The organism is Paraburkholderia sp. RAU2J (assembly GCF_003634845.1).
GTDB classification, from domain to species: Bacteria; Pseudomonadota; Gammaproteobacteria; order Burkholderiales; family Burkholderiaceae; genus Paraburkholderia; species Paraburkholderia fynbosensis.
The window spans coordinates 1,784,837-1,810,699 of sequence record NZ_RBXG01000002.1 but is presented as its reverse complement, the minus strand read 5'-3'; the positions used below and the strand labels follow the sequence as shown (position 1 = coordinate 1,810,699).

General features: G+C 60.3%; 24 protein-coding genes and 4 pseudogenes. 10 read left to right on the top strand and 18 right to left on the bottom strand.

Translation table 11 applies throughout. The annotated features are described in order from the left end of the window. Positions 1-207: 207 nt before the first annotated feature. Together B0G69_RS25530 and B0G69_RS25525 are read left to right on the top strand one after the other, a co-directional pair. A complete protein-coding gene (locus tag B0G69_RS25530) occupies positions 208-831 on the top strand; it encodes an ABC transporter substrate-binding protein (RefSeq protein ID WP_121322162.1) in 624 nt (207 codons plus the stop codon). 330 nt (positions 832-1,161) lie between these two features. Beyond that, the gene (locus tag B0G69_RS25525; RefSeq protein ID WP_121322160.1) at positions 1,162-2,691 is read left to right on the top strand and encodes a CYTH and CHAD domain-containing protein; all 1,530 of its coding nucleotides are present in this window, start codon (positions 1,162-1,164) and stop codon (positions 2,689-2,691) included. Between the two features lie 182 nt (positions 2,692-2,873). On the opposite strand, the pseudogene B0G69_RS42070 reads toward B0G69_RS25525, so the two are convergent. Continuing rightward, positions 2,874-3,028: pseudogene (locus tag B0G69_RS42070) on the bottom strand (IS3 family transposase); the annotation flags it as partial. Positions 3,029-3,246: 218 nt separating this feature from the next. Then, positions 3,247-4,158: a mechanosensitive ion channel domain-containing protein gene (locus B0G69_RS25520; protein ID WP_121323876.1), complete on the bottom strand. Its 912-nt coding sequence runs from the start codon at positions 4,156-4,158 to the stop codon at positions 3,247-3,249. Positions 4,159-4,492: 334 nt separating this feature from the next. Between B0G69_RS25520 and B0G69_RS25515 the strand changes: the two genes are divergently transcribed. Both B0G69_RS25515 and B0G69_RS25510 read left to right on the top strand, forming a co-directional pair. Continuing rightward, the gene (locus B0G69_RS25515) at positions 4,493-5,068 is read left to right on the top strand and encodes a cytochrome b (RefSeq protein ID WP_121322158.1); all 576 of its coding nucleotides are present in this window, start codon (positions 4,493-4,495) and stop codon (positions 5,066-5,068) included. 9 nt (positions 5,069-5,077) lie between these two features. Further along, complete coding sequence (locus B0G69_RS25510; RefSeq protein WP_121323875.1) at positions 5,078-5,770, top strand: VIT family protein; 693 nt, start codon at positions 5,078-5,080, stop codon at positions 5,768-5,770. Positions 5,771-6,041: 271 nt separating this feature from the next. Here B0G69_RS25510 and B0G69_RS25505 read toward each other — a convergent pair whose 3' ends face one another. The 5 genes and pseudogenes from B0G69_RS25505 to B0G69_RS25485 all read right to left on the bottom strand — a co-directional run bounded on the left by B0G69_RS25505 (position 6,042) and on the right by B0G69_RS25485 (position 10,351). Beyond that, complete coding sequence (locus B0G69_RS25505; protein ID WP_241991463.1) at positions 6,042-6,443, bottom strand: alpha/beta-hydrolase family protein; 402 nt, start codon at positions 6,441-6,443, stop codon at positions 6,042-6,044. Continuing rightward, positions 6,389-6,529: pseudogene (locus B0G69_RS42065) on the bottom strand (helix-turn-helix domain-containing protein); the annotation flags it as partial. The gene B0G69_RS25505 and the pseudogene B0G69_RS42065, both read right to left, overlap by 55 nt. Before the next feature lie 225 nt (positions 6,530-6,754). After that, positions 6,755-8,197 carry an ISNCY family transposase gene (locus B0G69_RS25495; protein ID WP_121322156.1) on the bottom strand — a complete coding sequence of 481 codons (1,443 nt, stop codon included), beginning with the start codon at positions 8,195-8,197 and terminating at the stop codon, positions 6,755-6,757. 261 nt (positions 8,198-8,458) lie between these two features. Beyond that, complete coding sequence (locus B0G69_RS25490; RefSeq protein ID WP_121322153.1) at positions 8,459-9,205, bottom strand: SDR family oxidoreductase; 747 nt, start codon at positions 9,203-9,205, stop codon at positions 8,459-8,461. 240 nt (positions 9,206-9,445) lie between these two features. Continuing rightward, complete coding sequence (locus B0G69_RS25485; protein ID WP_121322151.1) at positions 9,446-10,351, bottom strand: LysR family transcriptional regulator; 906 nt, start codon at positions 10,349-10,351, stop codon at positions 9,446-9,448. A 153-nt stretch (positions 10,352-10,504) separates the two neighbouring features. Here B0G69_RS25485 and B0G69_RS25480 point away from each other — a divergent pair, with 153 nt between their 5' ends. Both B0G69_RS25480 and B0G69_RS25475 read left to right on the top strand, forming a co-directional pair. Continuing rightward, positions 10,505-11,488: an aldo/keto reductase gene (locus B0G69_RS25480; protein WP_121322149.1), complete on the top strand. Its 984-nt coding sequence runs from the start codon at positions 10,505-10,507 to the stop codon at positions 11,486-11,488. A gap of 106 nt (positions 11,489-11,594) precedes the next feature. Then, positions 11,595-12,863 (top strand): multidrug effflux MFS transporter, encoded by a 1,269-nt coding sequence (locus B0G69_RS25475; RefSeq protein ID WP_121322147.1) that lies wholly within the window; start codon positions 11,595-11,597, stop codon positions 12,861-12,863. 63 nt (positions 12,864-12,926) lie between these two features. On the opposite strand, the pseudogene B0G69_RS25470 reads toward B0G69_RS25475, so the two are convergent. Together B0G69_RS25470 and B0G69_RS25465 are read right to left on the bottom strand one after the other, a co-directional pair. Next, positions 12,927-13,202: pseudogene (locus tag B0G69_RS25470) on the bottom strand (FCD domain-containing protein); the annotation flags it as partial. A gap of 265 nt (positions 13,203-13,467) precedes the next feature. Beyond that, entirely contained in the window at positions 13,468-13,890 is a 423-nt protein-coding gene (locus tag B0G69_RS25465) for a helix-turn-helix domain-containing protein (protein WP_121322143.1), read from the bottom strand. A gap of 116 nt (positions 13,891-14,006) precedes the next feature. Between B0G69_RS25465 and B0G69_RS25460 the strand changes: the two genes are divergently transcribed. Then, positions 14,007-14,879: an NmrA family NAD(P)-binding protein gene (locus B0G69_RS25460; protein WP_121322141.1), complete on the top strand. Its 873-nt coding sequence runs from the start codon at positions 14,007-14,009 to the stop codon at positions 14,877-14,879. A gap of 78 nt (positions 14,880-14,957) precedes the next feature. Beyond that, complete coding sequence (locus B0G69_RS25455) at positions 14,958-15,179, top strand: DoxX family protein (RefSeq protein WP_241991461.1); 222 nt, start codon at positions 14,958-14,960, stop codon at positions 15,177-15,179. Between the two features lie 156 nt (positions 15,180-15,335). Here the strand turns inward: B0G69_RS25455 and B0G69_RS25450 are convergent, their stop codons facing one another. The 7 genes from B0G69_RS25450 to B0G69_RS25420 all read right to left on the bottom strand — a co-directional run bounded on the left by B0G69_RS25450 (position 15,336) and on the right by B0G69_RS25420 (position 20,743). Further along, on the bottom strand, positions 15,336-15,659 hold the full coding sequence (locus B0G69_RS25450; RefSeq protein ID WP_121322139.1) for an AzlD domain-containing protein: 324 nt from the start codon (positions 15,657-15,659) through the stop codon (positions 15,336-15,338). Then, entirely contained in the window at positions 15,646-16,353 is a 708-nt protein-coding gene (locus B0G69_RS25445) for an AzlC family ABC transporter permease (protein WP_121322137.1), read from the bottom strand. The genes B0G69_RS25450 and B0G69_RS25445 overlap by 14 nt, the downstream gene beginning before the upstream one ends. Beyond that, positions 16,350-16,784, bottom strand: coding sequence for a DUF2000 domain-containing protein (locus tag B0G69_RS25440; protein ID WP_241991460.1), 435 nt, complete (start codon positions 16,782-16,784; stop codon positions 16,350-16,352). The genes B0G69_RS25445 and B0G69_RS25440 overlap by 4 nt, the downstream gene beginning before the upstream one ends. Positions 16,785-16,816: 32 nt before the next feature. Then, positions 16,817-18,013, bottom strand: coding sequence for a fatty acid desaturase (locus tag B0G69_RS25435; RefSeq protein ID WP_158608974.1), 1,197 nt, complete (start codon positions 18,011-18,013; stop codon positions 16,817-16,819). A gap of 73 nt (positions 18,014-18,086) precedes the next feature. Continuing rightward, entirely contained in the window at positions 18,087-18,866 is a 780-nt protein-coding gene (locus B0G69_RS25430; protein WP_121322132.1) for a class I SAM-dependent methyltransferase, read from the bottom strand. After that, positions 18,866-19,600, bottom strand: coding sequence for a cupin domain-containing protein (locus B0G69_RS25425; RefSeq protein WP_121322130.1), 735 nt, complete (start codon positions 19,598-19,600; stop codon positions 18,866-18,868). The genes B0G69_RS25430 and B0G69_RS25425 overlap by 1 nt, the downstream gene beginning before the upstream one ends. A gap of 120 nt (positions 19,601-19,720) precedes the next feature. Further along, positions 19,721-20,743: an IS30 family transposase gene (locus B0G69_RS25420; RefSeq protein WP_121322128.1), complete on the bottom strand. Its 1,023-nt coding sequence runs from the start codon at positions 20,741-20,743 to the stop codon at positions 19,721-19,723. Positions 20,744-21,268: 525 nt separating this feature from the next. Between B0G69_RS25420 and B0G69_RS25415 the strand changes: the two are divergent. Then, positions 21,269-22,048, top strand: a pseudogene (locus tag B0G69_RS25415) (tyrosine-type recombinase/integrase); the annotation flags it as partial. 67 nt (positions 22,049-22,115) lie between these two features. Here B0G69_RS25415 and B0G69_RS25410 read toward each other — a convergent pair. Continuing rightward, complete coding sequence (locus tag B0G69_RS25410) at positions 22,116-24,167, bottom strand: pyridoxamine 5'-phosphate oxidase family protein (RefSeq protein ID WP_121322125.1); 2,052 nt, start codon at positions 24,165-24,167, stop codon at positions 22,116-22,118. Between the two features lie 31 nt (positions 24,168-24,198). Beyond that, positions 24,199-24,840 (bottom strand): glutathione S-transferase, encoded by a 642-nt coding sequence (locus tag B0G69_RS25405; protein ID WP_121322123.1) that lies wholly within the window; start codon positions 24,838-24,840, stop codon positions 24,199-24,201. Between the two features lie 109 nt (positions 24,841-24,949). On the opposite strand from B0G69_RS25405, the gene B0G69_RS25400 reads away from it, so the two are divergent. Then, positions 24,950-25,858: a LysR family transcriptional regulator gene (locus B0G69_RS25400; protein WP_121322121.1), complete on the top strand. Its 909-nt coding sequence runs from the start codon at positions 24,950-24,952 to the stop codon at positions 25,856-25,858. Positions 25,859-25,863 lie beyond the last annotated feature (5 nt).

The window sequence follows — 25,863 nt, the reverse complement described above, 5'->3', positions numbered from 1 at the left end:
GGGGCCACCGACGCGGTCGACTGCTGCACCGCGGATGCGAGAAAGCCTCGGCGTTGGCCGTAGTGAGCCGGCGAAACGTTTCACCAAGCAGTCATTTTTTTCTGGGTGTCGGCAGGTGAATGCCTCCCTCGTCGGCACGACGCGTTCAGGCGTGATGGAGGATACTTGCGTGGCATCAAGTCAACGCATCCTGCCAGGATATTGCATATGAAGACACTTTTTCTACCGACTCTTTGCGCCGCGTTGTTCTCGTTCGGCGGTGCAGCGCACGCGCAGGTCGACCAATCGGAGCCTCAGCTTCTGATCAGGACCGCGACACAACAGATACTCGACGAGGTGCGCACACAAGCGATCGCGCCAGACGATATTCCCCGCATCATGGATATCGTCAACCGGGACATTATCCCGTACACCGATTTTCGCCGCACCACGTCGTTGACGATGGGCCGTTATTGGCGCACGGCTACGCCCGCGCAGCAGCAACAACTGATCGAACAGTTCAAGATGCTCCTGATCCATACCTATTCGGGTGCTATCGGTCAGCTCCGTCCAGACCAACGGATCGACTACCCGCCGATACACTTCGCTCCGACCGATACGGACGTGGTGGTGCGTACGATTGCCATCAGGAACGGCGAACCAGCCGAGATCGACTATCGGCTATACAGCACGCCGCAGGGATGGCGGCTGTATGACCTGAATGTGCTCGGCGTCTGGCTGATTCAGACATATCGGCAGCAGTTCAGCGACAAGATCCGGGAAAGCAGCGTTGACGGTCTGATCCAGTTTCTCGCTGAGCGCAACCAGCAGCTCGCTTCGGGCAAGCAGTAAAGCGACCGCCGGCATGATGGCGTCAATCGCGATGCGGCGGTCGCGTCGGGTTCTTCATCATCGGCTTGTTAATGGCACACGCGCACAGCCGACATGCGGAATCATCGAGCATTTGGGCGTAGCATAGAATAGGGCGCCCGAACCGGCGGGACATGGAGCCGATCCAGGTCCAATGGGAGATGTTCGCCACCCCCTTCTGGCGGCGGCGGTAAGCATGGAATCGCTGGCGTTGCTTCCTCTATCTGGCGGCGCTGAATGCCAGGGCTAACCCACGCACATTCCAGCGCTTCAGGCATAGTCCGAGCGTCCAGCACGCAAAAGGGAGGCGGTATGGAGCGAGAGTTGAAGCTACGAATTCCTGCCGAAGATCTTGAGAAGTTGCGTCACGCACCTCTGCTTGCGCAAGCGGAAGGCGCAGCAGGCGCTCCCACATTGCTGACAAGCACGTATTTCGACACCCCCGAACTTGCTTTCCACTGGTGCCGGGCTTCCCTTCGCGTGCGTTGCATCGGCGACGAGCGGCTCCAGACCTTGAAGCTCGAAGGATCGGCACGGGCGGGCCTGTTCGACAGGGACGAATTCGAGCTGCCGGTCGATAGCGACACGCCCGATCTGAAGCTGCTGCAAGATCAGATACCCGCTGATACCGACTGCGGCAGATTGATTTGTGACGAATCGACTGCCGCCCGCCTGAAGCCCGTATTCGTCACGCGCATCAATCGATCCGTTATTCCACTGCGTTTGCCGTCTGGAGACGAACTCGAAGTGGCGCTCGACGAGGGGATCGTCGAGGCGGACTCGGGCTCGGTTCGAATCGCGGCTGTGGAGTTGGAGTTGAAACAAGGGCAAGCAGAAAGCCTGTACGGCCTGGCGCTTGAACTCCTCGACACCGTGCCCCTGCGCATCGACCATCTCAGCAAGGCCGATCTCGGCTACGAACTGCTCGTAGCGGCCCATAGCGACGCGATAAAGGCGCAGCCGGTGCATCTGGGAAGGCGCGATTCGCTCGAGGATGCATTCTGCAGTATCGCCCACAACTGTCTGGATCAGATCCATGCGAACGAACGTGGCGTAGTGTCTGGCCACGATCCGTCCTGTGTACATCAGATGCGCGTGGGGCTTCGTCGCCTGCGCTCGGCCCTCGATCTGTTTGCGAAAGTGATTCCCGCCTATCCCGGTCTTGACGAAGAGCTGCGCTGGATTGCATCGGAACTCGGTGCTGCACGCGATTGGGAAGTGCTCGCGGGATCGACGCTCCAACAGGCGGCGACAGGCAGGAACGCGGACGAGATCATCCCTGTCCAGCAGGCGTGCGAGCAGATCGCTGTGAGCAACCGGCAGCGCGCGGCCGCCGCGGTCGAGTCGGTTCGCTATACGCGGCTCGTACTTCAGGTCGCGATCTGGTTGAATCGGAAGGGATGGCGAGAGGGGATGTCCGACAAACAACGCGAGGTCATGGCGACACCCGCCGTGCAGTTTGCAGCGGATGTCCTGCGTCGCCGGCACAGGAAACTGATCCAACGCGGCAAGCGGCTTGCCGATCTGGACGATCACCGTCGCCACCGTGCCCGCATTGCAGCGAAGAAAGTCCGTTATGCCACAGAGTTCTTCGCGTCGCTGTGCGCGAGGCGCGCAGTCAGGCATTATGTCGAGGCGTTGACCGCACTCCAGGATGATCTGGGCTGGCGCAACGATGTCGTTGTCGCCGACCAGCTTCTCACATCGATCGCGAGGACGTCGCCCGACGCTGCCACTGGCGCAGCTTTCGCGCGCGGTTATCTCGCTTCCCGCGCTGCCGCCGATCATGAGCCATTGAAGAAGCTGTGGAAACGTTTTAGACGTCTCTCGCCACCGCGTTAAGCAAGCCTTTGGTTCAGGAAAGTCTACTTTCTGAATTTGGCCCGCACCGGCCCATCGTCGGCGCGATCTGGCGGCCGTTGCTACTTTCCAGAGAGACCTCGGTAACCCTCTATGTGATTGACCGCGTGGAGGGCGGGTGGGGGCACGACGACGAAGACGCCGATGTGATCACCTCGCTTCGCATTCACCTGATGGAGACGGGCTATCCCGGAAACGCTCGCTCCGGGCTCGAAGGTCTCACCACTGTCGCGAGTTTCACCTCGACAGTGCGGCGCCGGCGCTGTTCCGGCTGGGTCAAAACCTCAACGGGTTCTACATTGGAGCTAGGCTTAAACATAGGCGGAAGACTACCTTAAAATTTAAGCGTTACCTCGTGGCTGGTTTTCGACGGGGCCGTTCCAGGACCAGCACAGGTCCCTTCGAACCCTCTTGTCAAAATGGGCAAGTGCTTATAAATGGTGAATGGTGCTGATCAGTTCTCCGTAAGCGCACAACGCACAATTTGGTCCACACGTCAGCTAATCTGCGGAATCAAGATACTTCACCATTTTTCGGTCACACTTCCTGCTCCGGCTTTCTAACGGCGGACGGTCCTGTCTGGCCGGCGGCAGGTGCGTCGACAGGGGTCGCGCTCTGCACGATGTGCAATTCGCGGGTGCGCAACGGCAACGAACATTGCGCGTCAGTCAGTGTTTGCCGCACCTGGCGCGCTAGATCCCAGCGCATGTCCCAGAACGCGCCGACGTTCGACCAGACGCGGATATTCAGCACCGCTGTGCTGTCGTCGAAGCGGCTGACCATCACTTGTGGCGCGGGCTCCCTGAGCGCACGTGGGTCGGCTGCCGCAAGGCTGCGCAGTGCCTGCAGTGCACGATCTACATCGTCGCGCATTGATATTTCCACTTCGAGATCGAGCCGGCGCGTCGGATTGCGGCTGTAGTTGCGGATGGAATTGCTCCACAACAGGCTGTTCGGCACATATTCGCAGATGCCATCGGGTTTGGTGAGACGCGTCGTGAACAGGCTGACTGCCTCGACCGTACCCGCGATACTGCCGGCCCCGCCATCGATAAAGTCGCCGACCTTGAACGGCCTTAACAGCAGCAGCATGATGCCGGCCGCGATGTTCTGCATTGTTCCCTGCAGCGCGAGACCGATCGCAAGGCCGGCGGCGCCGAGCACTGCAATGATGCTGGTCGTCTGGATGCCCAATTGTGACAGCGCGCCGATGATCGCGACGATACGAATGCCCCACAGGCAGATGTCGCAGAGGATCGGTCGCAGCGTGGCGTCCATGCGCGATTGACGCGCAAGAAGCCGGGCCAGCGACAGCGAAACGCGGCGGGCCACCCACCATCCGATTATCAGTATCGATGCGGCGGCGCACAGGCCCAGCGAGAAAGTGGCGAGCGCATTCCAGAGGAAGGTCCATCCGTCCGGATTGATTTCGACGAGGAAATTCTGCATAGCCTTGACGCTCCCTTTTTCGACTTTGCTAATCATATAGCCGGCCTGCCTCCGTTCCGGTAGAACGGCTGGCGTAGAGTCAGGGTGCAAACCCACCGGCTTGACGCGCAGGAGGCCGGCGTCAACAAGTTTAGTGGAATCGACCGGCGCTCGAACAACAGTTTGGCCGTGGTCGTCGTGCAAGCTGATCGGATCACCTGTGAGCCGCGGTTACCCAATGATTCCGTACAGCATGGGTCAAATTTGTGCAGTGCTTTTTTCGGGCCAGCGGTTCACAATTCGCAGGCAGTGCGCCTCGTCAATCCATCAATTCCCGACAACTTGAGGAGGAGAAATGGCTAAGGCCTACGCAATGACGCGCCCGGCGTACGATGCAGTCGCGCGCACGCTGCACTGGCTGACCGTCCTGTTGGTCGCTATGCAGTTTGCGATCGGCTGGACGATGCCGGATGTCCACAAAGACACGCAGCCCGTTAACCTGATCGCCTGGCATCTTGGCGTGGGCGCGACGCTCGTCGCCGTGATGGCAATCCGGGTGATCTGGCGATTGACGCATCGGCCCACGCCGGACGAGCTGCCGCCGTTACTCAGGGTCGTCTCCCGCATAACGCATGTTCTGCTCTACGTCGCCCTGGTGCTGGTGCCGCTGCTCGGCTGGATCAACGCGTCCTCGCGCGGCTGGACGGTCCGCTTGCTGGGCGTCGTGCCGTATCCGGCACTGAGCGAACCGGGCTCGGCCTTCGGTCACGAGATGGGGGATGTACACGGCATCCTCGCATGGGTGCTCTTCGCATTGATTGGCCTGCATGTCGTCGCAGCGTTGTTCCACCGTTTTTTTCTGAAAGACCACGTGCTGCAGCGGATGCTGCCCCACACAGGGCCGCGGCGCGATCAGGTTCGAGACCGTTAAGGTATGCCGATGCCCAAGGCTCACAAAGAACCACATCGCATCAAGGCGATTGGCTGGCTGCGCGCCGCAGTGCTTGGCGCAAACGACGGCATTATCTCGACGGCAAGTCTGATAATCGGCGTCGCGTCCGCGCACGCCGAGCACGGCCATCTGGTGCTGACGGGCCTGGCTGGATTGGTAGCCGGCGCGATGTCGATGGCGACGGGCGAATACGTATCGGTCTCGTCGCAGGCGGATACAGAAACAGCGGCGCTCGCCGAAGAGCAAGCGGAGCTCGATGCGGATGACGCGCGCGAGCATCGGGAGTTGGCGGCGATTTACGTGCGACGTGGTCTCGACATGGCGCTTGCCAAACAGGTTGCGCAGGCTCTAATGGCTCATGACGCACTTGGCGCACATGCCCGCGACGAATTGGGTATCTCGGAGACGACCGCGGCAAATCCATTGCAGGCCGCACTGGCTTCGGCCAGCAGTTTTTCGGTGGGAGCCGCTTTGCCGCTCATCGTCACGGCGCTCGCCCCGCAGCAAGGGGTGGCCGTGAGCATCGCGGTGACGGCGCTGGTTTCCCTCGGAATACTTGGGGGACTTGCCGCGCGCGTCGGGGGAGCGAAGGTGGGTCCCGGCATATTACGGGTTACCTTCTGGAGCGCGCTGTCGATGGGTGTGGCATCCGCGGTGGGCGCTATATTCGGCGCGACTTGAGCCGTGAAATTCTTCCGCGATACAGTCACTCGCTTCCGCGGAGGTTTTCATCCGTTCGCTCAGCTCAAATGTTTTCGGAATGTCCAGCGGCCAAAGCCGCCGTTATTACCACGCCCGCTGCCGTTTTGATGGCCTTCCTGAGCTCTGCCGAATTGGATGTCGGACTTTCCTTGAGTGTCAAATGGCTTTGGTCATGAGGGCCGTTGACGCCGGATACAGCGAAGTAAATTCGTCGGCGCGTCTCACCGTGGCAGGCGCGCAGGCAGCTCGGTCACGGCTCTGATTCGTCGCCCGCGATGTCTTCGATGAACTGCGCCAGTCGAGTGGTGTCGGCGTCCGTCCAGCCCTCGGGAGGCATGACGCTGGCCCACCCCTTGATGTACTCCGACGAGTAGTTGTGTCCGAAAACCGGCGGCACGCCGAGTTGGTTGAGCAGATCGCCCATCGCCTGCACGCCGGAGACGATGGGAAACCAATGCATGGCATCAGGCATGTCGAAGCCGCGGGGCCGAGCCATCCACTCCGGTGGCCACCAAAACGCCTTGGCACTCCAGAAGACGGCCGGATCGGCCGGATGCCGGTGTCCAATGCCACTTGATGCGGGTCCCGGTTCAGCCCGGCCGGTCCAGCGGACTCGTAGCGCCGCACCAGCCGGCTGACCTGACGCTCGCATAGCTGCAGCCGTTCAGCCGCCAGTACGATCGTCAGGCGATGCTGGACGACCGCCTCGATGATCTTCACGCGCTCGAGCTCGTGCATGCTGATCGTGATGAATCCACGTCCGTTCATGGTCTGGCTCCGGGCCGGCTGTGATGCAGCAGCATGCGCCACAGCAAACAGCCCGGAGCAGGAAACCGGCATTTCGTATGAGCCAGAACCGGACATTTCTAAAAAGCTCCGACACGCTTTGTCGAGGCCAGATTGAAATGTCGGGGTCTTAGCTAGATACAGATGTCGGGGTTGAGGTCGATTCTGGGTGTTGGGCTAGGGTTGTCTTGCGGTCCTTTTATATCTCTCTGGAGGGGTTTTTAGCACCGAGCCTCCCGGGTTCTGGTGTGTCCCCATGACTGCCGCATTCCAGTCATCGAGCGTCACTTCGCGCTGCTTCTTCGTGCCAGGTAGCCGCGCCTTCGCACGCACGGGTTCACCGCGGTTCGTGCGTGACGGTGAGCCGGAGATCCGGCGGTTGTCGCGCTGCGCCTGGAGCGCCTGAGCGACCTGCAGCGCATGACCAAGACGCTTGTGCTCGACCACCGCGCCCTGGTCGATCTCGGCAAGCTTGTCGTACTGGACACAGGGCAGGGCGACACCATCGGCACGGATCTCGATGCGTCCGTCCGGATACTCCCACACGTCGATATAGCGGTGAATCAGCCTGCGGTTGGCCGGCGTATCGTCAAGCAGCCAGATCACGCGGTCGTTCAGCAGCGTCAGTGAATCCGAGACCTTGCGCAGAACCCGCCAGGTCAGGACCGCGTCGAGATCCTCGTCAGCGCGCACGGGTCGATGCGCATCGAAAGCGCTGCGTGGCGGCTTCGCAAAGCGCGCGTTATAGGCTGCCATGAAGGCGGGCGCATAGGCGTTGGCAGCCTCGATGGTGCTGATGCCGCGCAGCCGGAGCTCCTTGACGAGCCGGTCCTGCAGCGTCAGGTGGGCGCGCTCGACGCGTCCCTTGGCGGGGCTTGAGTTCGCGCAGAACGTGTCGATGTTCAGCTCGTACATCGCCCGGCCGAACTGTGTAACACCTTTACCCGCTGTCTCCGAGCGTCGCTTCACGTAAAAGACGCTGGCCCTGTCACTGTAGAACGCCACCGGCTTGCCATGCTGCTCAAGATACGCGCGCGTCGCCTCAAAGTAGCTGAAGGTCGATTCGGTCGACGTAAAGTGCAGCATCATCAGGCGGCTCGTGGCGTCATCGACGTACACCAGCAGCGTGCAGGCCGGCGCCCGGTCCTCGAACCAGCGATGGTCGCTGCCGTCGATCTGCACCAGCTCACCCAGACAGGCACGCCGCGCACGCGGCTGGTAGATCTTCGGTGGCCGCTGCCGGCGCGGTACCCACAGGCCGGCGTCCATCATCAGGTGCCGCACGGTTTCCTTCGACAGCACCAGCCCATGACATTCGCGCAGCTTCTCGCACGCCAGCGTCGGCCCGAAATCGGCGTAGCGCTCGCGAATGGTGGTCAGGGCCCGCACGGCCAGTCCTTCATCGAGCTTCCGGTTGCCGGGCGACTTGCGCTTGCGTGAAGCCAGTCCCGCCGCGCCCGATTCCCGGTATCGCGTTACCAGCCGCTCGACCTGACGCACGGTCAGACCCAGTCGCCCGGCGGCACGCCCAGGCTTGAGCCCCATGTCCACCACGGCCTGGATCACCTTCAGACGGTCGAGTTCGCGCATGTTCAATGTCACCAGTGCGGCTGGGCTCATGACTGGCTCCTGCGACCACGCTGCAAAATGCCAGCTTGCCAGCCACGGTAAAACACGACATTTGTATCTTGCTAGAACACGACATTCTCATATTGCCGCTACACGTCTTTGGGTGATAATTTATCTTATGTCAAATTATAAAGCCAGATAGCACCCAACTGGAGAACTCAGCATTCCGGTCACGACAAGGTACGCAACCGCAAGCACGGCACAATCCCCTCGTTTATTGCAGCCTTCAACCGAGAAACACCACCGCGCTACTCACATTTCCTGACTGGTCGGCCTGAACAGAATCTCATTCATATCGACATCATCCGGCTGGCTCATGGCGAACACCACGACACGCGCGAACGATTGCGCAGGAATGGCGAACTGCGCGTAGAACTCGCGAATGCCCTTCGCGACGTCGGGTTCCGTCACGCTGCCGGGCAGTTCCGTGGCGACCGCGCCCGGCGAGACAACGGTGGTGCGGATGTTGTAGGGCTTCACTTCCTGTCGCAGTCCCTCGGAAAGCATGCGCACAGCGGCCTTGGTCGCTGCATAGACCGCGCTGCCCGGACGCACCTTGTGGCCCGCCACCGACGACACGTTGACAATGTGGCCGCTCTTCGGCGCTTTCATATGCGGCAGTGCCGCGGCGATGCCGTAAAGCACGCCCTTCAGGTTGACATCGATCATGCGGTCCCAGTCTTCGATCTTGCCGCGCTCGAGCAATGAATGCGGCATGAGACCGGCGTTATTGAGCATCACGTCGACACGGCCATAAGTCTGCACCGCCCTGTCGACCAGGTATTTGACCTGTGCCGCGTCCGTGACATCGGTCGCGACAGCCAGTGCCGCGCCACCGTCGGCGACGATCTCTTCGGCCAGCGCGTTGATCCGGTCGACACGCCGCGCGCCCAGCACGACAATCGCGCCCTGCGATGCGAGCAGGCGTGCTGTGGCTTCGCCCAGTCCGCTGCTTGCGCCTGTGATAACAACTACCTTGTCCTTGATGTTCTGCGTCATGGGTCAGTCACCTTGTCGTGTTGAATCACACTGAGTGCCAAGTCACCTGCTCCCGCCGCTCTCCGTCGGCCGGCTGCTGTGCCGTTCAGAACAGCCGAATCGACCGTGGCTCGCTTGCGAATCACTCATGTTAAAGGTGGCGCGCCGACGGAAAAAGGCCGATCACCTGCATGCCCTTGTGTACGCGATTCATCAATCGCCGTGCGCACGCGTGCAATAACGCCCCACACCCCGACCGCGTTATTCGTGAGACGCGTTGGCCCAATCCCTCACTGCCTGCGCGAACAGTCTGAGCACGGTGGGAGGATGACGATTGGCAGGGTAATAAAGGCACAAGCCCGGAAACGAAGGACTCCATTCGGCCAGCACCCGAACCAGCCGCCCCGCGGCGAGATGTTCTGCGACCAGATGATCGGGCACCCAGGCAATGCCAATGCCGACCAGCGCCGCCTCCACCATCACATTCATATTGCCCAGTGTCATGGGGCCGTCCACGTCGACACTGGCGCCTTTGCCGTGATGTTCGAGGTCCCAGCGATAGAGCGTGCCGCTTTCGAAGCGGAACCGGATGCACCGGTGTTTCGCCAGGTCGTGCGGCGCCTTGGGCGCCTCGTGACGCGCAAAGTACTCGGGGGACGCTACCGCTGCAAATCGCATCTCGGGGCCGAACCTCACGGCGATCATGTCGCGCGGCACATCTTCCTCGACGCGAATACCGGCATCGAAACCATCGGCCACGATATCCACGAGCCGCGTGTCCACGACGAATTCGACGTGAATGTCCGGGTACTTCGCGAGAAACCCCGGTAGTACATGGCGCACGATCGACTTCGCGGCCGACTCGGACGCACTGATGCGGATCGAGCCCGACGGACGGTCACGTGCGGAGGCGACTTCGTTCACCGCATCTTCGAGGTCCGCAATGGCAGGCCCCACGCGCCGCAGCAGTTGCTCGCCGGCTTCGGTCAACGCGACTGAGCGGGTCGTCCGGTTAAAGAGGCGCACGTCGAGTCTTGCTTCGAGACCCCGCATGGCGTGGCTGAGCGCCGAAGGCGACACGCCGAGAGTGCGGGCCGCCGCGCTGAAGCTGCGCTGTTGGGCAATCGCGACGAACGCAGTGAGTTCGGACAGACCGGCACGCAGCATAAGTGAATTTCCTTCATAACCTCATGCAATTCTAGACGTATTGTTGAATGTGGACCAACAGCCTAAGCTGCACCCTATTGATCATCGAGCGATGCTTAGCTGCGCGCCCATGGGTGTGCGCCCCGCTCGTCACCTGTCGAAAGGAGAATGGATATGCAAAAGCGCACATTGGGAAACAGTGGTCTCGAAGTCTCGGCGCTCGGTCTGGGCTGCATGGGTTTGAGCTTTGGCTATGGACCGGCCACCGAGAAATCCGCCGGTATTAAACTGATTCAGTCGGCTTTCGAACAAGGCGTGACGTTCTTCGATACGGCGGAATGCTATGGCCCGTTCGCCAACGAGGAACTGGTCGGCGAGGCCGTCGCGCCGTTTCGCGATCAGGTCGTCATTGCCACCAAGTTCGGCTTTCAGGACGGTGATTCGAAGAAGCCGCTCGACAGCCGGCCCGAACGCATTCGCGCCGTTGCCGAAACGTCGCTGAAGCGTCTGAAGACCGAGCGGATCGACCTGTTCTATCAGCATCGCGTCGATCCGAACGTGCCGCTCGAAGACGTCGCCGGCGCCGTCAAGGATCTGATCGCGCAAGGCAAGGTGAAGCACTTCGGCATGTCCGAAGCGGGCGCGCAATCGATCCGGCGCGCTCACGCCGTGCAACCGGTCGCTGCGCTGCAAAGCGAGTATTCGTTGTGGTGGCGCGAGCCGGAAGAAACGGTGCTGCCCACGTTGAAGGAACTGGGCATCGGCTTCGTTCCGTTCAGCCCGCTCGGCAAGGGCTTCCTGACCGGCGCGATCGATGCGCACACGTCATTCGACGCCACGGACTTCCGCAACGTCGTGCCGCGCTTCTCCGAAGAGAACCGCAAGGCCAATGCGAGCCTCGTCGACGTGCTCGGCCGACTCGCGGCTGACAAGGACGCCACACGCGCGCAGATCGCTCTCGCCTGGCTGCTCGCGCAGAACCCGTGGATCGTGCCGATTCCCGGCACGACCAAGCTGCATCGGCTGGAAGAAAACGTCGGCGCGGCCGCGCTCGAATTGTCGGCTGCCGACCTGTCCGCGATCGAAGCCGCACTGAAGCACATCAAGGTCGTCGGCGATCGTTATCCGGCCCATCTGCAACAGCGCGTCGATCGCTAAACGCGCAGGCTCTCCGCGTCGCCCCCCTGCTCCGCCGCTGCCGCAAGACCATGGCGGCGGAGGAGCGTCATTGGCGCTAAAGAAACGCCGAACCGGATCTCGAGCCATGTCGTCGAACAATCGATCCGCTGCGTCGTCGAGAACGTCTCCCGATTCGGGTCACGCCGCCGACCAGCACGGTCTGCGCATTCTCGCGATCCTGAGCCTGCTGATGGCGTTCGCGTCGATCTCGACGGACCTGTACCTGCCCGCGCTCCCCGCGATGGCGCTTTCGCTGCACGCGGACGCCGGCGCGCTCGAGCTGACCATCTCCGGCTATCTGATCGGCTTCAGTCTCGGGCAACTGTTGTGGGGACCCACTGGCGACCGCTACGGCCGCCGCCTGCCGGTCGCCATCGGCCTCGTCCTCTTCGTCATTGGCTCGGCCGGTTGTGCCTTGTCGACCAGCGCGCCAACGCTGATCGGCTGGCGTGTCGTGCAAGCCGCGGGTGCGTGCGCGAGCGTCGTGCTGGCGCGCGCGATGGTGCGCGATCTGTACACCGGCCACCGCGCGGCCCAGATGATGTCGACGCTAATGACGGTGATGGCGGTCGCACCGCTGCTGGGCCCGAGCGCGGGCGGCCTGATTCTGCACATCGCGTCATGGCGCGCGATTTTCTGGACGCTGGTGGGCATTGGACTGGCGACGCTCGCCGCGCTGCGCGCGCTGCCGGAAACGCTGCCTGCGGCGCGGCGCAATCATGAACGGCTCGGGCGAGCGTTCGCCGCTTACGGTGCATTGTTGAAGCATCGCCGGGTACTCGGCTACGCGGGGACGGGTGGATTTTTCTACGGCGGCCTGTATGCGTATATCGCCGGCACGCCGTTCGCGTACATCACCTATTACCACGTCTCGCCTCAGTTCTATGGTCTGCTGTTCGCCGTCGGTATCGTCGGCATTATGCTGACGAACCAGATCAACGCGAGGGTGGTGCGGCGTTTCGGCAGCGACCGGCTGATGCGGGCCGGCACGCTCGGCGCGGCGATTGCGGGCGTGCTGCTGGCGCTCTGTGCACGGACCGGTTGGGGCGGTCTGCTGGGCCTCGTGATTCCCCTCTTCCTGTTCGTCTCGGCGGCGGGCTTCATCGTCGCCAATGCGATTGCGGGTGCGCTCGCTAGATTCCCCGCACGCGCCGGTGCGATGTCGGCACTCATCGGCGCGAGCCAGTTCGGCACCGGCATCCTCGGATCGGCGCTGGTCGGCTTCCTCGCCGATGGCACGCCGTGGCCGATGGGCGGCGTAATCGCGCTGATGAGCATCGGCAGTCTGCTTTGCGCGCTCGTTCTCGTGCCGCCGCATGTCACTCTAGCCGGCGAAGCAACGGCGGCCAGGTGAGTCATCCGCAGGTTCGTCGATCGGGTTTGCCGCGGCCATTCACTAGCCATTAGCGAGCGAGCATTACCCTGCGGCAAGCACGCGGTGTTCCGTCATCGCCCGCAACTTGAGAATCATCTCCGCCGAGTGCCATAGGTGCCGTCTTATCACCTCGTAGGCGGCGTCAGGATCGCCCGGCAGAATTGCGGCGGCGATATCCTCGTGTTCGGCGAGCGAATTGCCGATCATCTGTTCGACGCCAATGGTCTGGCGCAATTGGATCATGAAGGCCGGCAACTGGTACTTATCGATCAGTTCGCCCAATTGCGGATTGCCGCACACACGCACGATTTCCTGACGGAACGCGCGATTGTCTTAGATGAAGCCCTGGAATGCAGGTTGAACCGCATGCACGCGCCCCTACTCCAGGACCGCGCTGAAACGCTCACGATTGCCATCCAGATTGATTCGCGTGGCGGCCAGTCGCGCCGAAAATCGTTGGTCCCCTTTCAGAGGAGGCGACGAGCGCGTAACGCGTGATACGTCCTTCCGCGCCATCGGCAAAGCCAGTACATACGACTGCCCGCTTCAGGCTTTCACCACCACCTCACATCGGGCTGAGCATCTAGCGCGAGACATCGCCGGCTGCGCCGTCAAAGCGCACGCGCGCGGCATGGATGTCGGAATAACGACGATCGGCCCAATCGATGAGGGCCGCCATCGGGTCCAACAACGATTGGCCCAGCGGCGAAAGGCCATATTCAACGCTCGGCGGCTTGGTCGGAAAGACATCCCGGGTGATCAGTCCGTCGCGCTCCAAGTCGCGCAGGGTCTGGGTGAGCATACGCTTGGAGATGTCGCGCACAGCTCGGTGAAGCTCGCTGAAGCGCTGTGGCCGCGTCGCGAGGGTCATGATCATGAGAATGCTCCATTTGTCCCCGATGCGGTCGAGCACGTCGCGCACCGGGCAGTGCATGGATCCTGCTGACTGGGCGTCGTCCGACTGGTATCGGTTGAAACGCTCGATCGCGCTTACGGCGGGGCTCATACGGGTTCCCTTGACCTTACCTGGTTACAAATAACTGCCTCCTTACGGCGCAGTCGCAAGGTCTATATATTAGACCTCGTCTATGACATAGACCATCAACCGCTAGGAGAGCATGCATGTTTCTGGTTATGGGAATCACAGGAAAAGTCGGCGGCGCAACGGCGAGACATCTGCTAGACCACGGCCAGCAGGTCCGCGCGCTGGTCCGCGACCGAGCTAAGGCCGAAAGTTGGGCGAAGCACGGTGTCGAACTGGTCGATGGCGACTGGAACGATGCGGCCGCCATCGAGCGGGCACTCGACGGCGTCGACGGCGCGTTCGTCATGCTGCCGACCGTTTGGGCCCCCGCACCGGATTTCAAGGGGGCCAAGGGCGTCATCGCGTGCTATGTCGAGGCGCTGACCAAGGCAGCGCCGCCGCGGGTGGTTGCGCTGTCGTCGATGGGTGCGAACAGAACCAGCGAACTGGGAATGATCACCGCCCTGTCGCTGCTGGAACAAGGACTGCGCCACCTGGCGTCGCCAGTCGCTTTCGTGCGCGCCGGCGGGTTCTTCGAGAATTTCCTTTACGGCCTGCACGTCGCCCAAGGCGGCACGCTACCCGTCTACTACAACCCGACGAGTCGGAAGTCGACCATGGTCGCGACCGACGATATCGGCGCCGAGGTGGCGACGCTGCTGACCGGGCCGGCGTGGTCCGGGCATCGCGTCGTGGAGCTTGGCTCGATGGTCTGCGCGGATGAAGTCGCGGCCCAGCTGGGCGAAGTTTTGCAGCGCGACGTCAAGGCCTTTGCCATCCCGCGGGCCGAGTGGTCAGCAGCGTTCGAACAGTTCGGCATTCCGCAGGGCCAGACCGCACCGGCAGAAGCGATGTTCGATGCCGTCAACGCGGGCTGGATGGACCTCGGCGTCGCGGGTACGGAGCACGTCGCCGGCACGACGTCCCCTCGCGACGTCTTTGCGGCGGCCCACAATGCCACAACGGCATGAACAGCGGAGATCGGCCGCCTCGTCGACCAGGCGGCCACACTGCTCCTTGGCAGCATCTCTTCAGAGAAGGAAGAACGAATGTCCAAGATTTCCTGGCGCCAAGTATTACCGTGGGTTCTTGCCGTTTTTTTCGTCGTGGGATCGCTCAGCAACATCGTCGCCCCGCGATCCATCTTTGAGGAATACCTGAAGTGGGGATATCCGCACTGGTTCCATTTCGTGACCGGTTCGCTGGAACTCATGGCCGCCATTCTAAGGGTTGGCCGGGATTCGCAAGAAATCCGCCACATCTCTACCTAAGCCACTCATTTGAATGCGAAATCGATGGCCACTATGTGCAGATCCGGCCCGCGTAGTGCACGTGCGCTAAGCTGTCTGGACTGGCTCCTCCAGTAACATCCTGATTCTATTAATTGTGCGCCGTGACTATTGTGCTTTATATTCTCAATTCTGAAGCTATCCTAGATAGACATAGTGCGTGAGGATAGCCAACAGGCCTAGTCCTATTCCTACGCTGACGAGCGCGTTACGCCAACGGATGTAGCTCAATGCGACCGCGACTAGCGCGACGACCTGGTCAACGATTGGCGCGGCAGAACTACCCGCGACGACGGAATGTGTGACAAGAATAACCATCACGCACATGGGAAGTTCAAGATTAAGCGTCGTCATCCATGGACTGCGAAGGACGGAGCGATGCATCAACAGGGGAAGCGCTCGCAGCAAGATTGTCAGCGCACTCATCACCCCTACGGCTAGCCAGTTGTCAATTGTTTCCATCACTCCCTCGCGCAACCGTTCCATCAAATGCCGACGGAAGTGCCACCGATCGCGTTAGCAGGATGGCTAAAGCAATCCCCAATGAGACGATCAAGGCGTAGTTCGGCAGCATTACCTTGGCGACGAAGTAAGCGCCGATGCCGACGACAGCCGGCACCCAGCGACGCCGGGCCATATACTGCTCCACCGCCAGAATCGTAAACAGTGCCGGTAACGCAAAATCCAAGTTGGGTATCCAGTGCGATACATGCGTGCCAAGCAACACTCCTAGTACCGTGCCACCGACCCAATAGCTGTGGTTAACCAAGCTTACCGCGGTCGCGAGATCACGGCGTGCCTCTTCCGGAATGGTCGTCAGGACAGAATAATTCTCATCAGTAAGCACGGCTACAACGTAGGCACGGCAAACGCGCGCCGTGGGAAAGTAGTCAAGCAGTGGAACCGCATAGAGGATGTGTCTTAGGTTGATCAGCAGTGTGCTCAATGCGACCGTGCCCAAGTCGCTCGCCGAGGTGAGCAACGGAACAGCGGCAAATTGCAGTGCGCCGGCAAAGATGAATATACTCATGGCTATCACGAGCATCGGTGAAAGCCCCGCCTGACAGGCAAGCACACCAAATGCAAAACCGGTGGGAATGTAGCCCATCCCTACCGGCGTCGTTAGCCCAAGGATCACTTCTCGCCTGCTGGTCATGATGTCTCAGGCCCGTTATATGAAAGTGCATCCGACGTCTTGTAAAGCGAAAATGACTTGATCGCCGTCCGAATCGCATCTTCTTGACCAAACAGGCCGACACACACAATGCGGTTCTCACCCGGCGAAGCAGAGAACGTCGCCGCCTGCTGATCGGCTGCACTTGCGCCAAGCATCGAGTCGATAAAGACGTTATGCACGATTCTCGCATCTGCAAGTTGCTGCACGAGCTTTTCCAGTTGGCTTGAGCGTTTCGAACGGAGCACGATCACGGGGTATTCGCTGATGTTGCTGGTTACACCAAACCCTGGACTTCGGTAAGGCAAAGGGTTCCATGTCGAAAAGCCATTGGTGGTAACCATGCCTAGCACTGTGTGCGCAACCGCGTTGAGAATGGTTGTGACTGAGAACTCGGCGTTGACGACAAGCACCGTCTTGCTGGAATTATTGAGGTACTTTATTTTTACTCTCCTGAACTAAGGACCGATTCCTCTGTGTGCGCGCATTCGTTCGCATTCGCGACAGAGTAAGTACATGTAATGCTTTGCAGCCACACAAACTGATGTTCAATCATGCTGTAAATGCCCCAAAGTTCCCGTTGTGCGAAGCCTGGCTTGTCCCCATCGCTTATCGCCAACTGTCGCAGATACAGACTACGCGTCCAGTCACGTGAATTCTGTCCCGCCATGTGAGCCAGATGATGCCAGTCGTGTGCGGGAAGATCTGCCACCATGCAAGCCGCGCGAACCGGGAGATGCAGGACAAACATTTTTGTTGCCCATAGACACACGCGAAAGACACGAGTAAAGATGCTGTCGGAACCCCTTTTTCCTTGACGGGAAGGGAATGGCTCGCCACAAAAGCGCCCCCAGCACCGGCTTCTGTACTCGTTCCAGTTGTCCACCGCTCCCCCGGCGACATTCCACGCGTGTTCAGTGAGAAACTGCAACAGAGCACTGATGTGGTAGAGAACGAACATTGGAAAAAAAACAGCGATGACGTAGACCTTCCAGCCTGCAATCACGATAAATGCAATATGGCCGATCGCTACACACGACGCGAGAAGCGTTTCACCGGGCTTGTTGCGTAAAAACACCGACTCCAGGCGTGCACGCGCAAACACAATGTGGAACACCGGACTCGCGACCGTCATCCAAAGGTGCATCCATAGTTCACCTCTTTCGCGACCGGGGATGAACCCGAGTTTCGCCAGAAAGGCGGCATCGGAATCACGCTCTGTCGTAAAAATGTCAGCGTTGTGATGTTCGAGATGTTCCTTGCGGTACTCGACGCCATTTTGCACGAATATTAATGATGGTAAAACGCATGCATATAGCTTGTTAAGGCGCGGGCTTGCAAAGAGTCGATTGTGGATCGCGTGATGCAGATGGGTGACCTGCATTTTTCTAAGAAGCCCAACCAAAACAAGCCATGACACGATAATAAGCGGTAGTGCGACGATGGTTTCCTTTCCGGCAAGCCAGACAAGGAAACAGACAATAGCAACCGTAGAAGCAAAGGTTATAAGAACATCCAGAACGTTCGGAAGAATAAGACGCGCCTCGTTTACCTCGAGCGGCTTACCCGTTACCCACGTCAGGACAGGTTGTAGGATCCGTGGAAGCACACGCATTGACTCTCTGACGCCACTTTCAAACATGCTATCCATTCCAGACCGGCTATAGGAGGTTATCACGCTTCAGCACCATCGCATGCGAAGAGGCTGAATTGGCTCAAGGTTTCTCTGCCCGAAAACGCAGACGCGTGTAATCGATTGTCCAGCGCCCATCTTTGCCGAGCAGACGCGGTGCCAACTGTCGAGTCACCTCAGCGAGTAGCGGTTCGCATTCGTTTTCGTCTAATACAGTGAGGTATGGACTCCCGAATGTTCTAATCCAGTCACTGACCAGATAGTCAATCACTACTGGCCGATCGAATAGCTCAATGTGCGAGACGATGAGTCCCTCGCCTTCCAGAACCTCCCGATACTCGCCTGCCTCCGGTAGATACCATGGGTCGATTTCTTTGGCGTCGAAGCCGCGACGCGTCAGTGCCTCATGAACGGCCTGCCTGATGTAATACGCGTTTCTCGCGCCGGCGAATTCACCAACAAATCGCCCGCCCGGCTTCAGAGCGCTTGCTACGCCTCGCACTACAGCATCGGCGCGGCGCATCCAATGCATCGCCGCATTGCTGAAGGCGCCATCGAATTCTTGAAAATAATCGAGTTCTTCCGCATTACCAACGCGAACATCGAGACCACGCGCCTGCGCCGCTGTTACCAGCTCGGGGCTGTAGTCAACACCGCTCATCATAGCGCCCGTCGCGGCAATCTTTTCAGTCAGGTAACCATCGCCACAGCCTATGTCGAGGATACGCTCACCGGGTCTAGGGTCTAGTAATTCAACTGCCCGCGCGGCAAGATCACCAACAAATCGGGCGTTGCTTTCATAGAGCGTAGTACTCCACTTTTGGCGTTGCGATGTACCGCGTTCAAAGACTTTCGTGCTCATTACTTTGCCTCGATACGGGTATGAATATCGGCCATCGCTTTTGCTGTCTTACCATCGACGAATGTCCGGTTGAGCATTGTATGGTCAGTGTGCGTCGGACCCGAGTCTGAATCCGGGTGGTATATGACAATACGCATGTTTTCTTCTCCACTTTGAAAGCTATGCGCAACGCCAGGCGGAATCACGAAAGCCGTGCCAGCGCGAAACTCCAGCAGTCCCTGATGTGTATCGCAATGACCGTCACCGGAAAGAATCAGCCCGACCCGTATGGTCGGATGGGTGTGCAACGTTTGCGAAGTCTGAAGTGGCAAATGCAGAAAATTCAGGCAAGGTTCGCCGCGAGTAGGTGGTGAAATCAGTAAGCTACTCGTACAGCCATCGATATAGCGCAGTCGACCAACGTCCTCGATCGGTCCGCCTATCAGCGTTACGCCCTTGTAACCGAGGCTCGTGGCAACTAAGACTTTGGCGTTGCCTCTCAACGACAATGCGCCAGGAAAGCAACCAAATTGCCCGCTCCGTAGCCGATAGACGCTTCCGTCGTGTGAGACATCCACTTCACCGGATTGCACAACGATGAAATGCGTGGAATCTGCGTCGAGTCCCTGCGTATCTCCCGGCGAAATAAGAACTTTAGTTGGGTAATCCGTCTGGCGGTAGTCGAGCGCGACAGCCTCATTCATCGAAAACAACGACATCTTTTCGTTACACGGCGTATGCATATCGACAGCCATAATTGTTTCTCCTCCGATTCATCGGTTTCAAAGGCCCGTTATTTCACCTTAATTTATTTTCAAGATACACCTATCAATCAGATAGGTTGGCGGTTTCAAGGGTGAAGCGCAACAGCGGGATTAATGTTTAGAGCGTTGAGGTTGACTTGCTGATGCGAGGGTCGCGGCGAAGACCTCGAATGGTGAATGGAAGTTGTGAGTTGCACGAGGCCGGCTATTCAGGCTGTCGGCGATGGCGTCGAGTTCGTCCTGACTGTAGACCGAAAGGTCTGTGCCTTTGGGCAGATACTGCCGCAGCAGCCCGTTGGTGTTTTCGCAAGTGCCGCGTTGCCAGGGACTGTGCGGGTCGCAAAAGTACACGTTCACGCCGGTTGCGGCAGAGAGCTCTTTATGGCGCGACATTTCTTTGCCCTGGTCGTAGGTGAAGCTCTGGCGCAGTGGCGCGACAATCGAATTGAGTTTGGCGGAGAAGCCCGCCAGCGCCGAAGCTGCGGTGGCGTCTTCCATCTTTGCGAGCAGCACCAGGCGGCTGGTCCGTTCAACCAGAACGCCTACCGAGGACTGGTTGCCAGCGCCCTTGATGAAGTCGCCTTCCCAGTGTCCGGGCAGCAGCCGGTCCTCGATTTCGGGCGGCCGCACATGAATACTGACCATGTCGGGAATCTGTCCGCGCCGGTCTGTGCCGCGTGTACGCGGTATGCGCGTGCTGTGGCCATGGCGCAGGCAGGCAATGAGCTGGCGGCGCAGTTCGCCGCGCGGCTGGGCGTAGATGGCCGTGTAGATGGTTTCGTGCGAAACCTGCTGGGTCGGGTCAGTCGGATACATACGCTTCAGTGTGCCCGATATCTGCTGGGGTGACCATTTCCACTCCAGCAGGGTGAGAACGATACGCCAGCAGACGCTTTGCAGGCAAAGCTTTGTGGGGCGGCGGCTCGCGGTGCGGCGTGAGGCGCTGAGCGCTTCAGCCGGCACCGATGCGTAGCCTGCGGGAGAGCTGTTTCGCGTCAGTTCACGGCTAACGGTGGCCGGCGAGCGCCCGAGTATGCGGGCCATGGCCCGCATACTCGAACCCTGCAGATGCAGGCTTGCAATGATGAGGCGCTCTTCAGGTTGAAGTTGCTGGTACTGAGTTCTTTCGTGCATCGCAACACCTTATACGGAACGGTGTTGCACTTCAGATTTGAGGCCGCCGTTGTAAAGAGACACCCGCGTGGTAAACATGCGCGGATTTCTTACGGTTCGACGTTGAATCTGGCCGAAATTTGACAAATTTTGAAGTTCACGGCATGTCCGGCGGACCTCTGGTCTGGCGCAAGCTGTATCTTTGTCATTGATCGGCGTAAGGCCCGATGCTTTCGAGAAGCAGCCCTATCGCTAGCCCCTATTATCGATAGGGATGCCTTTTCTGATGGAACTACCTTTTTGCGAAACGCGTAACACGTAACCTTCACGACGCTGTCATCCTGCCGTCTATAATTTTCGGATACCTGATCTTCCGACTTCCCCAACTTTTCCCGACTCCGCGTTCCTGTCTGCGCTGCGCGCGTGGTACGCGGGCGTGCACTCGCGCGAGGCGGTCGAACGCTATTGCCCGCAGGCAATCGGAGACGGCCAGTCTGCGCGTGGCGTGATCGGTCGCATTCGCCGGCAGATCGCTGCTTTTGCGCTCAGGCATTGGTGATTCTCAACGTCATGTTCGCGTGGCTCGTGCAGGCAGGCTATCTTGCCGGCAACCCGCTGTCGCTCTCCCGTCAGCGCGCGCGCCGCGCGAAGCCGCGCGTCACCCGCTATCTTTCGCCGGAGCGATGGCTCGAAGTCAAAAACTGGATTCAGGCCATGCCGAAAGAGACGGATCGCGAGCGTGAGCATGCCGTGCGCGTGCGCTGGCTCTTCACCCTGCTCTATCTGGGCGGTTTGCGCATTACCGAGGTGGCCACCAATACGATGGGCAGTTTTTTCTGCCGTCGAGATGCGAATGGCGTCGATCGCTGGTGGCTCGAGGTGCTGGGCAAAGGCGACAAGGAGCGACTGGTGCCTGCCACGGCGGAAATGATGGCGGAGCTCTCCGCCTATCGCCATCAACAGGGATTGCCGCCGTTGCCTTCACCGCACGAGGACACGCCGCTCGTGCTGCCGATCGGGCAGTCGCGCAAACCGCTGACACGGGCCGCCTTGCACCTCATCGTCAAGCAGGCTTTCAGTGGCGCGGCGCAGGCGCTCCGTGCGCGTGGCGACGAGTACACGCAGCAAGCCGATCAACTCGAACTGGCCTCAGCGCACTGGCTGCGGCATAGCGCGGGATCGAACATGGTGGATCAGCAGGTCGACCTTCGTCTGGTGCGCGACAACCTGGGGCATGCGTCACTCACCACGACCAGCCAGTATCTGCATGCCGACGATGATCGGCGTCACAAGGAGACCGATGAGAAGCATCGGATCGACTGGTAGTGCGCGTGGCAGGTTCTGAACGTATCGGGCTCGTATCCCGATCTCGAAGAACGGCATCAACCGGCGCTCACAAATCCAGCACGACGCCCGCCTCCGCACCACCTTCCGCAGGACGTCCCACACAAACAAGCGCATGCCCAGCTTCGATATCCGCGACGACCTCTCCCTCATACCGAACCCGCCCTGACAACAACCGCGTCGAACACGTCCCGCACGTACCCGACCTGCAATTCGACGGCGCGTCGACACCGTGCGCCTCGGCGAATTCCAACAAGCTGCCGTCGCGCGGCGACCATTGAATCGTGCGCGCCGATTTCGCAAAAGTCACCGGTAACACGCCGGCGCCGCGCGCGATTGACGCTGCCGCCGGCATCTCGCGTTCGATAACCGCGCGCTTGATACTCGCCGGTCCAAACGCCTCAAGTCGGATCCGCTCATCTGCGACATTGAGGCCGCGCAGGCCGTCGTACATGTCGCGCATGAACTGCTCAGGCCCGCACAGATAGAAATCATAGTCATCGAACGGAAGTACGCGCTTGAGTGTGTCGATACTCATACGCCCGGCCGGCACGCCCTGCGTCGATCCATCTCCGGCACTATCGAACAGATGCACTGAAACTGCCGGATAACGCTTCCCGACATCTTGCAAATGACCGCTGAATGGCCGTTCGCCATCGCTACGCGCGCCATGAAAAAAGAACATCCGTTTCGCGCGCGGCTTATCGCCCTCAGGCGAATGCAGTACGTGATGCAGGATCGCCATCATCGGGGTGATGCCGATGCCTGCGGAAACGAGCACGGCGGGCCGCTGACTATCCTCATCGTAGACGAACGTGCCGCCGGGCCGTTTCGCTTCGATCTGGCTACCGACGACGAGGCGATCGTGCAACCAGCTCGATGCAACCCCCTCGCGTTTCACGCTGATCCGATAACGCCGTGCGTCATACGAATCGGAAAGCGTATAGGTGCGCACCAGCGGTACGTTCGGTCCCGTCACCGGCACACGAATCGGCAGAAATTGTCCCGGCTTGAACGGCGGCAACGGCGCACCGTCAATTGATTCAAAGTAAAACGAGCGAATCGACGGCGTTTCTTCGATAACTTCCACAACCTTCAGATTCTGCCAGGCGGAAGTACTCGTGCCTCGCTGACGGATAGCGGCTGCAAACTGCGGAGCGAATTCAACTTCCGACCACCGGAACGGCAATGCACCACGGCTGCGACGTACTGCGTCGATATGAAAACGGACAAGCCGCTCCGCGCCTGCGAAGCCCGCCAGTTCCGCACCGTCCCAGATCACTTCCGCCCGCACCGCGAGATAGAGCAGATCGCCCGTCGCAAAGTCGATGAACAGCAAACCCGCGCGCGGATCATGGAGCAGATTGCCGATCGTGTTGAAGAAGCGATTGCCGCTGTAGTCCGGGGTAGTCAGCGTGGTTGCGTTGTCGACGCGAACAAAGCCAGGCGCACCGCCGCGATGCGACACGTCGACACCACGCGCGAGCCCCGCCCCTTCTTCGAGGTTGGCGCTCGCGATGAAAAACGTATCGGCGCGCATGATCAAGGCACGGTCGGCTTCGCCGAGTTGTGCAGCGACTTCCGGCTCGCAAGGCAACGGCGCACCCAGTTCCACAAAAGTCGGCGTTCTGCTCTGAATGTACTTCGCGCAATTGCCAAAGCTCTGCGTCACCTCGACGAACAGCGTTTCGCCTTCCACCGACCTCACCACACCGTTGACCCGGTTACGCCGCCGCGTCTGCGGCTGCAACCCGAGCCCTCCGATCATCACGCCTGGCTGCCAGTGCCCCGCGAGAGGATCGCCGGGCAGCACGCCTGCGTCGATGCGCAGCGTCTTCGCATCCGGCGACGACACGAAACCCGGCTTGCCCGCCCGCAGCGTCGCCCACGGCTGACCGTTCGCATCGACGCCGCCGAACACCATGAATGGCTGCTCCGCAAAAAATTGTCGATGCTGCTCCGGGATATAGCGCCGAATCCCGCGACGTCCAGCCGATTCGGCCTGGCTAGTCACCCGGGCGCGTTGCTGCGCGGCCACCTCGCCCGCGTGAAACGGCGATGCGTCGACACCCCAGCCATTCAGTGGAACAAAAGTGGACATGGTCGGACTCCAGCCAACAGTCAAGCACAGGTCACGCGGCGACCAGACCCGCTTTCGTCGCCGGCATCGCAATGAAACGCGGCAACGCCTCCACGCGACGCAGCCATGCACGAATGTTCGGATACGCTTGCAGCGACACACCGCCTTCCGGCGCGTGGGCAATGTACGTGTGCGCGGCGATGTCGGCGATCGTCACATGATTGCCCACCGCGAAAGGTTTATCGGCCAGTTCCTGTTCGATCACGTCGAACAGTTTGACGGCGATGTTCTTCGCGGTCTGATGATCATTCGGCGCACCGAATACCGTCACGAGTCGCGCGGCGCAAGGTCCGTACGCAATCTGCCCGGCGGCAAGCGAGAGCCAGCGTTGCACGGCCGCGGCGCCGGGCGGATCGTCCGGCAGCCACGACGCATCGCCGTAACGCTTGGCCAGATAGACGAGAATCGCATTTGAATCGAACAGCGTGAGCTCGCCGTCCTGAATCGTCGGCACCTGGCCGAACGGGTTCAGCGCCAGATATTCCGGCTTGCGGTTATCGCCGGCCTTCATGTTCAGTTCGACGACTTCAAACGGCAGATCGAGCAGTGACAGAAACAGCTTCACCCGATGCCCATGCCCGGACAGCAGCGTCGTATACAGTCGGATAGGTTGGGCAGGTTTGGCAGCAGGCATGTCAGACTCCGGAGTTCGATGAGGTAAGTAGCCAGCATAGGCGCGCGCGGTAGCTCGCGGAAGCCTGATAATCCCGGAAACACATTCAATCGAAGATGGACAATCGACTATGGCCGACGTACGTGACGTGAACCTGAATCGTCTGGCGATCTTCGTCGCGGTCGTCGACGCCGGTTCGCTGACCGCTGCCGCCGCCCGCCTGGGACTCGCCAAAACGATGGTCAGCACGCACATGCAGCGGCTCGAAGCGGAAGTGGGCGCGAGTCTGCTGGTGCGCACGACGCGGCGGCTCGGCGTCACGGAAGCAGGCCGCGCGTTCTACGAAGCGAGCGTGAAGATTCTGCGAGCGGCCGAAGAAGCGCTGAACGCAGTCAGCGGAGAGACGGCGCCAGTTCGCGGCACGTTACGCGTCAGTTCGCCGATCGATTACGGCGCACTGATGGCAGCGCCCGCACTGGTCGAACTACGCCGCGAACATCCGCAACTCGACGTCGAATTGCTGTGCAGCGACCAATACGTGGATTTGATCGCCGACGGTATCGACGTCGCGATTCGCCTAGGCCGGCTCGCGGATTCGAATTACCGGGCAGTGAAGCTTGGCAGTTTCGTCAAATGGATTGTCGCGAGTCCGGCGTTCATCGACACCTGGGGCACACCGCGAACACCGGCCGATCTGGCGGCGCTGCCCTTTTGCGCATTGACGGTGTTGCCGCACCCATTGGCGCTCGAGTTGCGGCGCGACGACGGCACAACGGACAGCGTGCGATGCGAAAATGCGTTTCTGGTCAACACCGCCGACGCGTGCCGCGCAGCGACACTCGCGGGCGGCGGCTTCGGTTTATTGACGGATTTTTCGATCGGCAATGACATCGAGACGGGGCGGCTGATTCGTCTGCTGCCGCACTGGGCAACCGATGCCGCGAATATCCAGGCCGTGTTCCCGCCCACCAGCCATCCCCCGGCGAAAGTGCGCGCATTGATTGAAACGCTGAAGCGACAGCTTGCTGATCCCGCGTAACGCAG